The 16,306-nt window shown below is 67.1% G+C and carries 9 protein-coding genes; 1 reads left to right on the plus strand and 8 read right to left on the minus strand.

What is annotated here, in order from left to right; genetic code table 11:
- Positions 1 to 29 precede the first annotated feature (29 nt).
- Positions 30 to 2,189, minus strand: a complete 2,160-nt coding sequence (locus KA383_06445; protein ID MBP7745756.1) for a bifunctional 3-deoxy-7-phosphoheptulonate synthase/chorismate mutase — start codon at positions 2,187 to 2,189, stop codon at positions 30 to 32.
- Positions 2,190 to 2,710: 521 nt separating this feature from the next.
- On the opposite strand from KA383_06445, the gene KA383_06450 reads away from it, so the two are divergent.
- Positions 2,711 to 4,306, plus strand: a complete 1,596-nt coding sequence (locus tag KA383_06450; GenBank protein MBP7745757.1) for a sodium/solute symporter — start codon at positions 2,711 to 2,713, stop codon at positions 4,304 to 4,306.
- A 60-nt stretch (positions 4,307 to 4,366) separates the two neighbouring features.
- Here the strand turns inward: KA383_06450 and KA383_06455 are convergent, their stop codons facing one another.
- From KA383_06455 to KA383_06485, 7 genes are all read right to left on the minus strand, one after another.
- Complete coding sequence (locus KA383_06455) at positions 4,367 to 5,377, minus strand: glycosidase (GenBank protein MBP7745758.1); 1,011 nt, start codon at positions 5,375 to 5,377, stop codon at positions 4,367 to 4,369.
- Between the two features lie 11 nt (positions 5,378 to 5,388).
- Entirely contained in the window at positions 5,389 to 7,401 is a 2,013-nt protein-coding gene (locus KA383_06460; protein MBP7745759.1) for a sodium:solute symporter, read from the minus strand.
- Positions 7,402 to 7,416: 15 nt separating this feature from the next.
- Complete coding sequence (locus KA383_06465; GenBank protein ID MBP7745760.1) at positions 7,417 to 8,949, minus strand: hypothetical protein; 1,533 nt, start codon at positions 8,947 to 8,949, stop codon at positions 7,417 to 7,419.
- 24 nt (positions 8,950 to 8,973) lie between these two features.
- A complete protein-coding gene (locus KA383_06470) occupies positions 8,974 to 11,052 on the minus strand; it encodes a hypothetical protein (GenBank protein ID MBP7745761.1) in 2,079 nt (692 codons plus the stop codon).
- A 91-nt stretch (positions 11,053 to 11,143) separates the two neighbouring features.
- On the minus strand, positions 11,144 to 14,353 hold the full coding sequence (locus KA383_06475; protein ID MBP7745762.1) for a hypothetical protein: 3,210 nt from the start codon (positions 14,351 to 14,353) through the stop codon (positions 11,144 to 11,146).
- Positions 14,354 to 14,362: 9 nt separating this feature from the next.
- A complete protein-coding gene (locus tag KA383_06480) occupies positions 14,363 to 15,031 on the minus strand; it encodes a hypothetical protein (GenBank protein ID MBP7745763.1) in 669 nt (222 codons plus the stop codon).
- Positions 15,032 to 15,193: 162 nt separating this feature from the next.
- Positions 15,194 to 16,306 carry a prepilin-type N-terminal cleavage/methylation domain-containing protein gene (locus KA383_06485; GenBank protein ID MBP7745764.1) on the minus strand — a complete coding sequence of 371 codons (1,113 nt, stop codon included), beginning with the start codon at positions 16,304 to 16,306 and terminating at the stop codon, positions 15,194 to 15,196.

Raw genomic sequence — 16,306 nt, forward strand, 5'->3', positions numbered from 1 at the left:
TGGCCCCGCACGCCCCGCCGAGGAAGCGATCAGGCGGGTGGCTCGCTGTGCGCATCGCCTGGCAACTGCGTTTCTGGCCGCGTCGCCGCCGACCCGGTAACGCGCTGCACGCGGCGCATCAGGTTGCCAAAGTGCCCAAAGTTGAGCGACTGTGGTCCGTCGCTGAGGGCTTTTTCCGGCTCGGGGTGGATTTCGATCATCACACCATGGGCCCCGCTGGCCAGCGCCGCCACCGCCAGGTCGGCCACCCACCGCCACGTGCCGCAGGCATGAGACGGGTCCACGATGATCGGCAGGTGCGTCCGCTCGCGGACAACCGGCACGGCCGACAGGTCGAGCGTGCTGCGCGTCGCGGTTTCAAACGTGCGGATGCCGCGCTCGCACAGGATCACCTGCTGATTCCCCTGGGCGAGGATGTACTCGGCGGCGGCCAGCCATTCGTCGATCGACGCCATCATGCCCCGCTTCAGCAGGACGGGCCGATCGACGCGCCCGACCTCCTTGAGCAGCGCGAAGTTCTGCATGTTGCGGGCTCCGATCTGGAGGATGTCCGCCTGGGCGGCGACACCCGCGACATCGGCCGGGTGGAGAACTTCCGTGACGATCGGCAGCCCGCAGGCACGCCCGGCCTCTGCCAGCAGGTCGAGCCCCTCGTAGCCGAGCCCCTGGAAGTCATACGGCGAGGTGCGCGGCTTGAAGCAGCCGCCGCGCAGGACGTGACCACCCAGTTCCCGCACGCACTGCGCACACGCCAGTACTTGCGCGCGCGACTCCACCGAGCACGGTCCGGCGATGATGACCGGCCGCTCGCCGCCGATGATTACGTTGCCGACCTGTACGCGCGTGTCTTCGGGCCGGTTGATGCGTGAGACGAGGCGGTACGGCTTCCTGCCCAGCGTTGCCAGCACCGCCGGCGCCGGGCCGGCGCTGCGTGGTTCGTCGCCGCGCTCCACCGGCGGCTGGGCTGCTCCGGCGACGTTGCCGGTCTCACCGCCGGCGCGAGGTTCCACCGCGGCGGTGGGTGCAAGCCCCGCGGCCCGCGGGCCATTCGGCACGCGGGCCGGATACGAGCCGAGGACTTTCAGGTAGTTCGCCCGCGCCGCGAGTTGGCGCAATGCCTGTGCCGCGGGCTCCTCGGCGACGTTGCCGTCGAAGTCGGCGTAGAACAGGTATTCCCAGGGCGTGTTCGGCCGCGGCCGCGATTCGAGCTTGCTGAGGCTGAGGCCTTGCTCAGCCAGGACGTTCAGGCACGCCGCCAGGGCGCCCCGCTCGTGCCGCGTGGTGAAGATGATGGAAGTCTTGCAGGGGATGCGCGGGTCGTAGCGGACCGGCTCGCGGGCGACGACGACGAACCGCGTGTAGTTCTCGCGCTGGTCGGCGATGTCGCGCCGGAGGACGGTCAAGCCGTACAGCCGCGCCGCCTCCTCGCTGGCGATCGCCGCCGCCGAGACGTCCCGTTCGTCCTGCAGCCGGCGCGCGGCCAGGGCGGTGTTGGCGCACGCGTGGACTTCGCAGTCGACGAGTGAGGCCAGGAACACGCTGCACTGCTGCAGCGCCTGCGGATGCGAGTAGATGCGGCGCACCAGGTTGAGCGCCAGTGGCTCGATGGCCACCAGGCAGTGCTCGACCTTGAGGACTTCCTCGCCGACCAGCGCCAGGTTCATGCACGCGAGCAGATCGTACGCTTCGTTGATCGAGCCGGCGGTCGTGTTCTCGATCGGCAGCACGGCGCAGTCCAGCCCGCCGTCACGCACGGCCTCCAGCAGCGCGCGAAACGAGTCATAGCCCTGGTAACGCACCGCCACGGCGCGGGCCGCGAAATGCTGCCGCGCGGCGCTGTAGCTGTACCCGCCCTCGATGCCCTGGAATCCGACGACCACGGCCTTGGCCGCCCGCCGCGCGGGCGACTGCGCGTCCAGCAGGTGCTCCTGCTGCCGGCGGACCGAGTGGCTGAGAATCTCGCGAAACAGCCGCGTCACGAACCGCTCGTCCAGCCCGCCGGCGGTTGCCTGCCGGGACAGGCGGGCCATGATTTCCTGTTCGCGCCGGGGGTCCTGCAACCCGCCCGGCTGCCGGAGCTTCTCCCCGGCCACGCTGTCAACCAGCCGCTGGCGCTCGGCGAGCGCGGCGACGATGCCGTCGTCAAGCCGGTCCAGTGCGGCCCGCAAGCTGTCCAGTTCCGCGGTCATGTCGGCGGTCTCCGTGTGCGGCCATAAAAAACGCCGGCTCGCGTGGGCCGGCGTCGCTGGTCATCGTTCCTAAGTCTGGTTCGTGGAACTATGCCCTCACCGGCCTCCCGCGCGGGGCGCGAAAGCTAGAAAAGAAGTACCGGCGATCGGCGGCAAGCAAATTCCACATAACTCCTGGTGATTATTACGGCGCGGCTGCGGAGAGTCAAGGATGGGCCGACGCCGCGATCGCCCGGTAACCGCGCGGCGCGTGGCTACCGCGCCGGGCCGCCACACCTATCGGGCGTGCACCGCATTCGTGCGGGCAAGGCGAATTGGCAGCGCGCCAAGTACCCGGCCGGCTGTTATGATGCCCGCGCGGCTCACCGCCGCGCGCCCGGGCAACGGTGCCCGGGAGTGCTCGGATCAGGAGTCCACGCATGTCGACTGCGGCGTGTCAGCTTCCCGGCGGGCGGCACGCGAACGTCGCCGGCGCGCTCCCAGGCGGCGCGCCGTGGTGCGTGTGCTAGACCGGAGGCAACGTGTCTCACCCGCTCGACTCGGCAATCGTCATCGGTTACTTCGTGGCGGTGTTCTTCGCCGGTGCGTTGCTGGCCCGGCGCTTCGCGCGGCGCGCGACCAGCGAGTTTCTCACCGGCGGCCGGACTTTCACGTGGCGGCAGACCGGGTTGACGCTGGTCGCGTTCGCCGTGGATCCGACTTACATGGGCATGGCGGGCGTGGCCTTCCTCTGGGGCATGTATCTCTCGCAGTGGATCGCCGTGCACATCTGGTTCACGAGCTGGGTGGCGGCGATGTTCCTGGTGCCGATCTACTGGCGCACGCGGATCGTCACCACGCCGGAATACCTGGAGCGGCGTTTCAACCCGCAGTGCCGGGCGTTGTTCTCGTTGCTGATGGCCGCGATTCTGGTCATTATCCTGACCAGCGCGGTGTACCTGGGCGCGCTGCTGGTCTCACGCATGCTTGGCTGGCGGCTGTACGTCAGCGTGGGCGCGATTGTCGTCGTCTGCACGTTCTACGTCGTGGTCGGTGGACTCCGCACGGTGCTCACGCTCGATGTGTACCAGGGGGCGATCCTGCTGGTCACGCTATTCGTTGTTGCCTGGCGCGTCCTGGCGGAGGTCGGCGGCCTGCGCGGGCTCGCGACCCTCACTGTACCGGGTAATGCGGGCGTGCCGGTCGGCAGCCTCGTCCCGCCGTTGAGCGATGAGCTACGTTTCAAGACCATGTTCGCGGCGCCGGCGATCCTGGTCTGGGCCACGGTGGCCGGGCTCTCGTGGATCGCGTGCAACTTCGGGACCGTCCAGCGCCTGCTCGCGTCGCGCTCGGAGCGCGATGCGCAGAAGAGCCTGCTGTTCCTGGCCGTGCTGGCCAACATCGCGTGCTTCCTGACGTTCGCGGTCGGTGCGGGGATGCGCAAGCTCTCGCCCAACAGCGTGGCCGATGAGGCGTTCATGGAAGTGATGCTCACGATGTTCCCGGTGGGCGTCCGCGGCCTGCTGGTGGCTGGCATCATGGCCGCGCTGCTCTCGACCGCGGACGGATTGCTGACCGCGTCCAGCACGCTGCTCACGCGCGACATCTACGCGCGGTTCATCCAGCGCGGCGCGCCGGAGCGCGAAATCAAGCTCGTGACTCGCGTGCTCGAAGCCGCCGTGATGCTCGTGGCGCTGGCCCTCCTCCCGGTCGTGGCCCGGGCGCAGTCCGCCGTGACGTTCGTCCAGGACTTCTTCGGCGATCTACTGGGGGTCGTCGTGGCCCTCTATGTCGTCGGCATCTTCTCGCGCCGCGCGACGGCCCGGGCGGCGCTGGTGGCGATGATCACCGCCCTCCTGCTCGTGGTCGGGCTGCACATCTGGAGCGACTGGAACTTCGCCTACCGCGGCTTTCTGTCGTTCCTGTGCGCCGTCGTCATGACGCTCGTGTTGAGTCGTTTCGAACCACCGCCCGAGCGTGCGCAACTGACAAACCTTACCGTGCACACGGTCGAAGACGCGCCGGGTCCGTGGGTGGGGCTGAAGGCCTGGCCGGGTCTCTGGAAATGGGCGCTGGGTATCAGCCTTGGCTGGTTCGCGTTCACCGCGCTTTGGGAGTGGTACGGCCGGACGCGCTGAGCCCACGTCGCGATGCGGCACGCAGGCCCGCGCCGTGCACGTCCCCGGCCGGGAGCCCGGCTACGGCGGGCACGTCCGCAGGTGTTTGAGCAGTTGATCCAGCGGGCAAGTCGCCAGCGCGACGAAGCGGTCCGCGCCGCCGTAGTACACGTGCAACACGCCATCGATGACGACCTTGCCGCACGGAAACACGCAGCCGGCGTACATGCCGTCGACCTCGTAATCCATCTCGGGCTGCAGCAGCCAGTCCGGCGTGCGATGCAGCACCCGTGTCGGTTCGTCGAGCTTCAGCAGCAGGGCACCGAGTCGATACCGGCTGTCGGGGCCGACCGCGTGGTAGAGCGTCAGCCAACCGTACTCGGTTCGCAGCGGTGGCGTGTTTGCCCCCATCTTCTGCTCCCAGGGCTGCCTGGCCGTGCAAAGCAAGCGCGAATCGCGCAGGCTCAGCAGATCCTGCCCGTGTGCGATCCAGATGGACGGGTAGTCGGTCCCGAAGCCGCGGCCTATCCATTCCATTGGCCGATGCAGCATCCAGAACTCGCCCCCGATCTTCTCCGGAAACAGAATTGCGTCACGGTCGTCAACCAGCGCGTCGGTGATCCGGCCCGCGCGGATGAATTTCTTGAAATCCCGCGTGATCGCCAGCCCGGTCCCGGTCGCGTTCGACCGCAACCGGCGCGGGAACTCCGGCGGGCACTTCGGCGCGCGGTAGGGGGCATGATCATTCAGCCAGTACTGCCCCGGCGGAAACGGGCGGCTGGCGTAGGTAATGTAGAAGTAGTCGTGCATCTTGACGATGCGCGCATCCTCGACGCAGCCCGCGTCGAACCCGTCGCGGCTCGGCTCGAAGACCGGGTCGGGCTCGCACTCGAAGTGGCGTCCATCGCGACTGTGGGCCAGCCCCAGCCGGATGACGTGCTGCTCGTCGAAACCCGCGGCGCGGTACAGCAGCAGCACTTCGCGCCGCTGCTCGTCGTACCACGCCCCGGGATTGGTCGTGACCATGGATTCCCAGGGGTGCGCCGGGTTCGGCCGCAGGATCGGGTTGCCTTCGTAACGCTCTAACTTCATGACACGACTTTCTATGCCTCCGCGGCCACAGGCGCTGCCGAATCGGGCCCGGTAGCCGTGCGCGGGGACGGGGACGGGAGGTTGCGGTACCAGAATACATACAGGCCCGCACAGCTCAGCACAAACAGCGCAGTCGAAATCCAGCCGGCCGCATACCGGCCGATCATGAACTGCATCGGCGCCAGGTACATCGTGATCATCCACACGAACGCGATCGGCAGCGCGATGAGGTCGTTGCGGTGCTCGCGGCGGGTCGCGGCCCGCAGTTCCGGCGTGAGGAGCTGCAGATGCTGGCCCCAGAAACCGAACGGCCGCGTCATCCGGTAGAAGCGCTCGAGCACGGGCGCGGGCGTCGGATCGCCGAGGTACGTGCCGAGGATCGCCAGGACCAGCGAGATCGGCGTGAGCACCAGGAACTGGGTGACCTCGCTCAAGGCCTGCTCGGGGTATTTCGTGTTGTAGACCATGACCAGCAGGGCGGCGACCAGGCCGCCGAACATGCCAGCGGCGAAGCCGGTCCCGTTGAAGCGCCACCAATAGAAGCGCAGCAGCAGGGGCATGCCCATCCCAGAGGCCAGGCCCATCGTGATCCAGCCCCAGATGGAGTTGATGTCAGCCACCAGGTACGCCACCGCGAACGAGACGCCAATGAGCACGGCGCAGAACGCGTACGTACTCATCAGCAGCTCGCGCGTGTTCGCCAGCGGCCGCAGGAACGGCTTGTACAGGTCATTCGTCCACATGGCCGCGGCTTTGTTCACCGTCACGTTGAACGTCGAGAGCGACGCGGCCATGAGGGCCACCAGGATCAACCCACGCACGCCGGCTGGAATGGTGTGGATGATGACGGCGGGGACGATACGCTCGGCGTTCACTGTGCCTTCGTAGCTGAGCAATTCGAGCCGGTCGGCCCAGCCAGCGCCTAGCACCTGCTGCAGCGACGCCACCAAAGCGGTGTGCTGGTCGGGGTGCAGCTTGATCTGGCTGAGGACCTCGCGCCAGGTCGCCGGATTGGCCGGCACGTGCTCCTTGATCAGGGCGGTGGCCTGGGCGATCTGACCCGGGTCGGGGAAGAAGCTCTGGACGAGGTAGATGCCCAGAATGGCGAAGGCGATCATGAACGGCCAGCGTGCCAGCATCAGCGTGGACCACAGCCAGGCGAGCAGCCCGCATTCGCGCTCGTCGCGCGCGGCGAAGAACTGCGGCTCGTGGCCGGTCCCAAAGCCGCTGATAATGAGCTTGTTAATGACCAGGAAGACCATCGTGTAGAGGAACAGATGCTCGTATTGCCCGTAGCCGGGCGGGACCGTGGCTTGCCAGTTCGGGAAGGAATACGCCCATTCTTTCGCCCCGGTCACCGTCTGGGCAAGCTGCGCGAACGTTCCCGGATCGTCCATGCGCGCGATGGCCAACACGCTGATGATGACGATCCCGATCACGATCAGGGCACACTGGAACAAGTCTGCAAACACGACGCCGTACAGCCCCGACGCCACCGTGCTGACTGCCGCCGCCAGGACGAGCACGAGTGAGCACTGGAACGGCGTGAAGGGGACGAACTGCGAGATAAACATGCCCGTGCCCACGGCGAGGTACGTCAACATGCTGGCCGTGAAGACGATGAACACGATCGCCGTCGCGACACGGGCAAACTTGCCGCCCTGCCCGTCACCGAACCGAAACGTCATCCACTCCGCCACGGTCATGCACCCGGACCGGCGATGCCACTTCCCGGTCCAGATCATCTGGCAGAGCATCGCCAGCGACAGGCCGCCGCGAAACTCGATGAACAGGCCGCGCGGCCCGAAGATGTACAGGAGCGAGATGATGAGCATCGTTCCGGCCAGGTCGAGGGAGTAACCCATGCCGGAGATGCCGAGCATCCACCACGGAAGGCTCTTCTCGGCGAGGAAATAGGAGTTCATGTTGCGCGAGGCGAGCCGGCGGAACCACAGGCCCAGCGCCACCAGGCCCACGATGTACAGCCCGATGATTGAGTAATCCAGGGCATTCAGCGTCGTCATCGCACGCAGGGCCTCTTACTTTGCACCCGTTGTCAGGATCACCAGCGCGCCGGCGGGAATCTCCACGGTCAGACCCTCCGCGAGCCGCACATCCGCCTGCTGGCCCGCGGGGCCGGGAAAGATGTCATGCCCGTTGGCGTCCACGGTCTCGGGCCAGCAATCCACGCGGTTGTCATTGTCCGCGTCGATGTACTTCCATTCTTCGAGCGTTACGGCGTCCGTCGCCGCCGGGGCCTCGATCCGCAGGCGCCGCGGCCATTGGTCGTGGTTGACGATCGCGATCGAATAGCCGCCTGCGGACGCGAGCTGTGCCGCCGCGACGCGCAAGCCGGGGATGCCCGTGGCCTCGACCTCCACCGGCCGGCAGCCGGCCGGGAAGGTGCGGGCCAGCGCCGCCCACGCGAAGAACCAGGGCCGGAGCTGCTCCTCCTCCGGGTGGCCGTGCTCCGCGCCGAGGATGTTCCACATCCCCCAGATCTTGCGGCGCTCGTAGGCGTCGGCCGGAAGCTGCTCGTCCAGGCTGTTCATGCACTCCTCGCCGTCGCCCAGGAAGTACATGGCGTCGTCGAGGTCCCACGCGATCACGCCGCTGACGCCGGCCCGCAGCGCCTGGATCGCGGCGTCCGCCATGGCCAGGCCATACCAGAAGCGGAAGACGTCCGGGTTCTGGTCGCGCTTGGTCTTGCCGTCCATGATGCCGAGTTCGCCGAGGATGAACCGCTTGCCGGGATCAGCGCGGTTGATCTGCCGCAACTGCTCGCGGGCATAGAGTTCGAGCAGTCCGCGGCGGATCTCCTCGCGAAACACGTACCAGTGCTCGTCATAGATCCCGGTGAGCCGCCGCAGGGCTGGGTCGCGCAGCGCGCGCGTCGTCAAGTCGCGATCGCCGTCGGGTGCGGCAATCCGGATGTCGCGCTCCAGCCCGCGCTGGCGCAGTTCCTGCTCCAGGTTCAGCAGGGCCGCGCGCCAGTCCTCCGGCGTGATGTTGCTCCACGACCCGTGCGGCTCGTTGATCAGGTTGTAGTAGCGGATGCAGGTGTACTTGCGCTCCCGGAGAAAATAGGCAATGGACTCGCCCACGATCTGCGTCCAGCGCGGGTCGGCGCTTGCCAGGTTGAGTTCGCGACCGCTGGGACGCGCCCACTCGCCGAGCAGCACCGTCGTTCCGTTCCGCTCGCAGAAATCGAGCAGCCGCTGGAGCTTCTGCATGTACAGCGTGTTCCAGTCGTACACCGGCTGGCCGCGCGCATCGAAGCCGCGGCAGTACCAGAACGCATCCAGCATCACGCGGCTGAGCGGCAGGCGCAGGAACTCAACCCGCCGAAAGACTTTGGCCCAGTCCTCCGGTGACAGGTCATGCCAGGGGTACGACGCCCACTGCACGCCGATCCCGAGAAACTCGGTGGTTACCGGCTCGGCAAATTCGATGCGGACCGTGGCGTCGAGCTTGGCGCCGTCGGCGGCGGCGCCCGCCGCGCCGCGCGGCGCGGCGCAACCGTGGTTGGTAGCGGCACAAGTCAACACGAGCGCGATTCTCCAGGCGTGCATCACGGTCCCTTGTGTCTTGAAGGTCTACGGCGCGAGCGCACGCTGCAGGAGCGCATAGTCGCTCAGGTCTGTGTCGGCGTCGCCGTCTGCATCCATGCACACGCAACCCATGCCCGGTGGCACCGCCGGGCCGGACAGGCAGGCGGCGAGCACGAACAGGTCCCCCGCGGCCACCGTGCCGTCGCCGTCGAAGTCCAGCTCCGCCTGTGTCACGGTCGCGACAACCGTGAGCGTGCTCAAAGCGGGCAGGGTGACCGTCAGTTCGAAGTTGGCGTCGAATGCCACGCTGCGAGCTTGGGCTTCGCCGACATCCGGTTCGCCGATCGCCGGATCGCCGGCGTAGGTCTGCACGAAGGCCGTCGCGGACCGAACGTCGACGCACGCGACATTGGTCAGTCGGACGGTGGCGGTCTGGGTCGTGGCGGTCTCGTTGGCCAGGCCGATCACCAGCCGGTTGCCGAGCAGGTAAGCCCCGGTGTATACGCCGGGATGCTCACCGGCGGCCACCAGCGGTGTGCCGCCCACCGGGATCTCCGGGTAGAGCGTCTCCAAGGCGCCGTACACGGGCTTCGGACTGGCCCACAAGTCGATCAAACCCCACGCCTTCCCGACCTGCTGCACCGCCGACGGAAAGTCGAGCAACTGCCAGATGAACGGCGCGTTTGTCCCGGCGTTCAGCAGACCCAGCGTGTTCCCGAAGACCCGCACCGCGTAGGGCATGGTGTTCGTCACGCTGTAGTAGGGGAACACGGCGTTCGGGTCCCACTCGCCATAGTCATCGGCGTTGGGGTACGTCACGCCGAACCAGGTGCGGTTGTGCGTGGCATACTCGGTCACGAACTGCGGCAGGTTCGGGTCGCGGGCCGTCGCGGCGTTGCCATACGCGGGCCACGCGTACTGGATGCACGCCGGTCCGCAACTGTCGTAGCTGCCCCACGCGTGTGCCGACCAGATGTCGTGCGCGGCCACACCGGCGACATCGAGGGCGTTGAGGTAATAGGGCGCGTTGCTCAGGTTCGACGTGCCGGGGCCGACGATGCCGACGCCGCGCAGGTCCGGCGTCCCCCCGGCGCCGTCGTAGCTGTCTAGGCCCGCCCGCACCTGCTGGACGAGCAGGTTGTACTGTGCCGGCGTAATGCCGGTGCTCCACTGCCCGCCGCTGTCCGGCTCGTTCATCAGCTCGATGTATTCGATTGGGATGGCGTGCAGGTACAGGTCGTACACCTGCGCCACCCACCATTGCGCGAACGCCGGCAGCTGGGCGTCCAGCAGGCGGCCGTTGGCGTCCACGAACTGACTCGGAGCGCGCCAGATCATGTAGATCCACTTGATCCCGAGCTGGTCCGTGACCTGCCGGGTGGACTGCATCTGCGCCCACGTCGCGCTCTCCCGTTCGATCCGGATGTAGCGGATGTTGAGATTCTGCAGGGCCTGATACTGCTGGACCGCGTTGTAGCAGTACCCCCAGAGCTGCGCGCCGAAGCCCGCGAAGGCTGGCCCGCGAACGGCCAAGTCATACGTGATTGGCCCGGCCTCCACGCGCTCCAACACCGCGTCGTCAAAAATGCCCATCCCGCCGTCTGTCACGTTCGGCTGCATGAACACCAACACAATGCCCGCGGTCGTCGTACCGGCCGGCGCAACGCCTTGCGGCCCCGGCGCCGGCCGCCATACATCGGCGGGCGGCGTGTTCGCGTCCAGAACTTTCAGGGATTGCGACGCCAGGATTGTGCCGCTGGCATTCTTGAACTCGAGCTTGATCCACAGCGAGCTGCTGCCGGTCAGGGGGGCACTTAGCGGGTTGTACACCCAGCACTCGGTGCGGAAAGTCTGCCCGCCGGCCGCCGGCACAAACTGGTGCACGCCGCCGGCGTGATAGGCGTCGTTGTACACCCCCGCCCCGCGCAGCACGCGCTCCCCGCCGTGCGCCGCGAAGCCCAGCTCAGCGGCCGCCACGCTCTGCATGTGGCCCCAGCCGCCATAGCCGGTCGGCCAGCCGGCGCTGTGCTGCTCGAACCCGGGATTGTTCAGCAGATTCTCTGCCGCAGCCAGCGCCGGCGTTAGCCAGCCGACGATGAGCACAATTCGCCACGCACGCGTCAAGACGCACTACTCCATACAGCGAGGGCGGGTCGCGTGAACAAACGCGACCCGCGACCTCCATCACCACCACGTGTCTCTGCCCAGCCGGTCGTTACTCGGGACCGCTGGCAAACAGGAAGTACGCCTGAACATCCACGAAGTCGACGTCACCATCGCCGTCCGCGTCATACAATTGACACGGCGCGCTGGCTGGCGTGCCGGCGCCGCTGAAGCAGCGCTGCACGGCCGCGAAATCGACCAGATCGATGTCCGTATCGGGGTCGCTGGACGTCGGGATTGGCGCAAACGACAGGTTGTCGGCGGTCAGCGCACCGCCGGCGCCCCAGGTTGCGCTGCCCTGTTCCATGCCGACCCCGATGCGCAGCCCGTCCGGCTGACCAGAGTCATCGAGGAAGCCGGGCGTGGGCCCAATGCAATCCTCGAAGTCCTCGAAGATCACGGTCTGCCAGCCGTTGGTGGGGTCGTTGTACTCCAGCTTGAAGTTATCAAACCAGACGGTGGCATTCGCGTCTTCGTACGACTGATCGTGTGTGTAGAGGATGATGGTGAAGTTGTACTTCCCACGGTTCTTGTTGAACGGGGTGCCGACCGGAGTGGCCGTGTTCAGCGTTCCGCCAACGGCGTGCCACTGGTTGTCCGCGTCGCATTGGAACTCCAGGTTGTGCCCCTGCGTGTCCTCGGCCCGCAGGATGATCGGTCCGGGCGTGACGCCCCACGTGCCTTTCAGGTCGCACGTCAGACGCACACGACTCAGATCCGTGAGGCTGATCACGACGTCCCGCCAGACCGAGCCGGCCCAGAACCACGTGCCGGTGATGCCGCTTACGTCAAGGCGGCCACCTTTCGTGCCCAGCGTCCCGCAACCCTCGCAGCCCTGCACGCTCACTGGCCCCAGGGTGCCGTACGACGTGCCGTAAAATGCGCCTTCGCCAGTGATCCCGCGGTCCCAGTTGTAGACCACGGGGCTGGCCAGCACGCCACCGACCGGCGGCACGGTGCTCTCCGCCGCGCCGAGTTCGCCGCCGATGCGCTGGAAGTTGCCGTCCGCGGTGCCAGCAAACCAGAGCCGGCCCGTTTCCAGCTCATACCCCTCGGCGGCTGGCGTGATGTACAAGTTGTCGATCGTCAGCTTGCCGCCCCAGTCCCAGCTCGTCGCCGTACCCTTCATGTAGACGGCCACGGTGAACGGGCCTTTGTTCGGGTCGAACACACCGTCGCCGCTGCCGAAGGGACCCGCAACGTTCGTGTTGGACAGCGGGCCGCCCACGCTCTGCCAGGTGTTGTTGGCGAGCACGTCAAAACCGATGTAGTCCTGGTCTGCGTCCAGGATCCGCAGCTCATAGTGGCCGGCTTTTTCCAGCAGGCTGGTGGACCACGTGCCCTTGATCGTCGCGGTCAGGTTCACGTTGGCCAGGTTCGTTGAGGCGAGCAGTTGGTACCCGAAATTCGCCTGCACCCACCAGTACGACGCCGAGTCGTTCCGCGAGATCTCGTGGGCTTCAATCACCGCCGCCCCGCCCGGGTTGCCGCCCGTCGTCACGCCACGGGCCCAGATGCCACCGTTTGGCACCGTGACTACGCAGCTCTTGGTGCCCGCGACGGCGGTTTCATCTTGCAGCCCGCTGTCCCAGTCGCTGGAACTGCCGGAGCTGCCACCCGCGTTCACGAGCTGCGTCACCTGGCCGGTACCCGTCACCGTCGAGAAGTTCTGATTCAGCGGCGGGACGATGCGGTAGGCCTCGACCCGCACCTGGTAGGCGCCGCCTGGCTGCGTGCCCGCGACATCGGCCCACAGCGCGAGCTGCCGGGGGTCCGCCACGACCGGCGGGGTGATATCGCTCCAGCGCATCGTGTTCGCCCAGTTGCTGCCGTGCGTGAACGAATTGCTGAAGTAAATGTCATCCACCTGCAGGGCGCCACCGGTGCCCCAACTGCTGTCGTACCCGATGATGACGCGCAGCGTTGGGCTGCTGGGGTTGAAGACGCCCGTCGCCGGTTGGGAGTTGGCGTCCATCTCGATGGCTTCATCGAGCGTGCCGCCCAGAGTGACCCATTCACCCGTGGCCGCCCCCACGGACGGAAAGACCAGGCGGTTGCGGCGCGAGTCCTCGATGCGCAGGTTGTAGGTGCCATACTGCTCACCCTGGCCCGGGTCGACCACCCCGCGCACCCGCGCCGTCAGGCTGTACGCCGTGTAGTCGAACTGCGGCGCGCCGCTGATTGCCTCCAGCGACACGCTGTCGATGTAAACGGAGCCGCCGCCCGCGCCATCCACCTGGAACTTCGCCCGCACGTAGAATGTGCCCGGCGGTGCCGACAGCTGCAACGGCGTGTTGAGGAACCACTGCTCCAGGGGTGTGTTCTCGTCCAGGATGACCTCGCTGACGCTGTCCAGCTCCACACCGTTCACGTCCAGGAACGACAGGATCATGTCCAGGTGCTTGCCGCCGTACAGCGGCTCGGCGGCGCGATGCCACGAGTAGCAGGTCAGTTCCCAGGTCTGCCCGGGCGAAGCCATCACGTCCTGCCACAGCGCGCTTGTGCCCCACGTCTTGATGATGTAGGGCGGCGAGACCGGCGGCATCGTGTAGCCCGAGCTGACCGGGTCCATGATCACGACCGAGCAGTAGCCCGTCGTGCAGTTGCCCGACCACTGCCAGCCGGTGGGGGGCGGCCACCAGAAGTTCCAGTCAAACCCGGAATTCTGGAGCACTCCGCCGCCGCCGGGAAAACCGGTCGGCACCAAGAAACTCAGCCCGCCGTACCACGCGCCCGAGGCCCCGTGGACCACGATCTCGCCGGCGTGATCGCTGTAACCGCTGTTCAGCGCGGCCTGCGCGGCGACCGTGCCGTTCAGCGTGCCGCCGTCACGCGTGGCAAAAAACGCGCTTTCGGCCGCGACTCCGTCGTCCCAGTTCGGCGTGTTGCCGGATACGTTCGGGACGGTGCCGTCGCTCGTCAGGAACACGCCGCCGCCGGTGCCCGTGGCGGTCGAAAACGGCTCATCCAGCAGGTCGTGGCTGACGTTGCTGACGATGAGTTGCGCGGCCCCGGACCCGTTGACGCCGGCACCCGGCTGGCCGTGCACCTCCATGTCAGCCTTTGCATACCGCGCGGTGTAGCCCCACACGGTTTCGTTGAGCAGCCCGGAGTCCCATTCGTCCAGACCACCGGAGCCACTGCCGCTTAGAAAGACGCCGCCACCGCTGCCGGTGACGCTGTCGAAATTCTGATGAAAGACCTGTGCTACGGCGGGCAGGCCCAAGACCAGCGCGCCCAGCGCGGTGGCTAGCGTTTTCATTTCACCCTCTTAGCGGCTGCGCCGCAGGCACAGAACCAGCGCCAGCATGACCAGACTGCTGGGCTCGGGGGTCAGGTTTGCGGTGTCATACTGGAACCAGTGGGTCGTGGCGTTCGGCGCCGGCTGGCCCCAATGCTGCATGCCCAGCACCGCACGCACCGCCACCGTCCCGGGCGGTGCGATCCGCGTCATCTCGCGCGGCAGGAACGTGTACCAGTAGTAGAAATTGTACGTCTGCGAGCCGTTGTTCAGCATGTTCCAGTCGGCGTCGTAGAACTCGAGCTTCATGAACGCGCGGTCGCCCGGCGGGCCATTCGGGTGATCGTTGATCGTCCAATAGCCGCCGTACCGGATGTACGCCGACAACGTGTACGCGACACCCGGGTAGGCCGGCACGGTCTGATGGATCGCGGCGTAACCCTTGCCGGTGACGCCCAGCTCCTCGGACCACAGGCCGCTGTGCACTTCGTTGGGGTCGTTGGTCATCTCGGCCCACGCCGTGCTGCCCGTGTTCGGCTCAGTGTACAGCGCCTTCACCCAGCCGTCCGGCAGCATATCGCTGTCCCCGTCGATCTCCATGCCCGGGTTGTACAGCAGGTTTGCCGACACCACCGGGTTGCCCAGCAGCAGGACGAGCCCGCCGACCAGGCACCACAACGCTGTTCTTGTCCCTCGCATGTCTGCTCCTCTCGCGTGTCTCTCTTCGCCGCGGCGCGCCTCCTGCGGCCACCGCTGCGCCTCGGATGGTTCCGAGTCAGGTTGAAGTGACCTACACCTGTTTCCTCATCAAGGTGTCCTTGCGACTCGGCCCGGCGTACCAAACGCCGCGCCGCTTGTTGCCTAGTCCCGCGCGCCGCCGTTGGTGTACGGCGAAACGCGCACACGCGGCGTGTAGCGCTTCGGGAGCGCGGGCCGCTGCGTCGTCGCCCGCGACCACTCGCCCATTGGCTTGGCCCGGTCACCGTGACAATCCGCGTACAGGATGTTCACGGCGCCGTCCGGGTGCCGGTTGGTCGGGATCCGGGGCCCCATGAACTGCACGCAATTTCCCAGGTACGGCCCCACGGCGTCGTCGTTCGGCGCGCCCAGTTGCCAGCTATTGAACAAATTGGCGTCGTCGCCCACGTTCGCGGTCTGCCCGGGCTTGACGCCGTTGTTCGCGCCGGCATCGATGAGCAGCGCCACCGTCGCCGGCTGGTAGATCAGTTCCATGCGGCCGCGGAGACGTTCACCCGGAGCGCGGTAGCAGGGGCTGCTCGGGCCATACTGAATCCCGCCGACGCATTCGTAGCACTCGCCGGCCTCGTTTGTCGAGCGCCAGCAGGCCGGAAAGCGCACCGGGGTGGCCGTATCCTCGATACCGGCGATGTCCTCGTTCAGGCCGTAGCTCAGCCGGCCCCAGTATGAGACCCCGTTGCCCCCGCCGCCGTTCGGATCCGGCCCGATCAGTCCGGAGGCATCGCGCGGAAAGTAGGGGGTCGCCACCTGGACCTGGTCGGCCGGGCAGACGGCTACGGGGAACTGGTTGCTCATCCGGTCGCGCTTCGACGCCGCGTCGGGCCGCGTGGACCGCGCGCCCCAATCCCAATTGTTGCGGATGCCCAGGCCGCTGCCGCGTGCGAGGGCCACGGGCCAGGACAGCAGCTCGCCGCCGTCACCGTACATGAACTTGGTCTTGCCCGGGTCGGCCTGGACCAGCCCGTTGGCCGTGGACGCGATCTGGAACCGGCCCTGGCGCTCGAGCGAGAAAGTGTGGGTCATCTGACCGAGGCTGCGCACGTTCGATAAGCACACGGTGGACTTCGCCTGGTTGCGCGCCCCGGACAGCGCCGGCAACAGAATACTGAGTAGCAGCGCGATGATCGCCACCACGACGAGGAGCTCGATGAGCGTGAAGCCCGTCGCGCCCCTGCAACGACTTCTGGACCCCGTTACCCGAAAGACGCCTGCCAT

The organism is Phycisphaerae bacterium, from assembly GCA_017999985.1.
In the GTDB taxonomy this organism is placed as follows: Bacteria; Planctomycetota; Phycisphaerae; order UBA1845; family Fen-1342; genus JAGNKU01.

Bases quoted from the DNA above. Each gene is read 5' to 3' on its own strand.
- KA383_06460 (MBP7745759.1), bottom strand. From the start codon at position 7,401: ATGACGACGCTGAATGCCCTGGATTACTCAATCATCGGGCTGTACATC.
- KA383_06480 (MBP7745763.1), bottom strand. From the start codon at position 15,031: ATGCGAGGGACAAGAACAGCGTTGTGGTGCCTGGTCGGCGGGCTCGTC.
- KA383_06455 (MBP7745758.1), bottom strand. From the start codon at position 5,377: ATGAAGTTAGAGCGTTACGAAGGCAACCCGATCCTGCGGCCGAACCCG.
- KA383_06475 (MBP7745762.1), bottom strand. From the start codon at position 14,353: ATGAAAACGCTAGCCACCGCGCTGGGCGCGCTGGTCTTGGGCCTGCCC.
- KA383_06445 (MBP7745756.1), bottom strand. From the start codon at position 2,189: ATGACCGCGGAACTGGACAGCTTGCGGGCCGCACTGGACCGGCTTGAC.
- KA383_06485 (MBP7745764.1), bottom strand. From the start codon at position 16,306: ATGGCAGGCGTCTTTCGGGTAACGGGGTCCAGAAGTCGTTGCAGGGGC.
- KA383_06465 (MBP7745760.1), bottom strand. From the start codon at position 8,949: ATGCACGCCTGGAGAATCGCGCTCGTGTTGACTTGTGCCGCTACCAAC.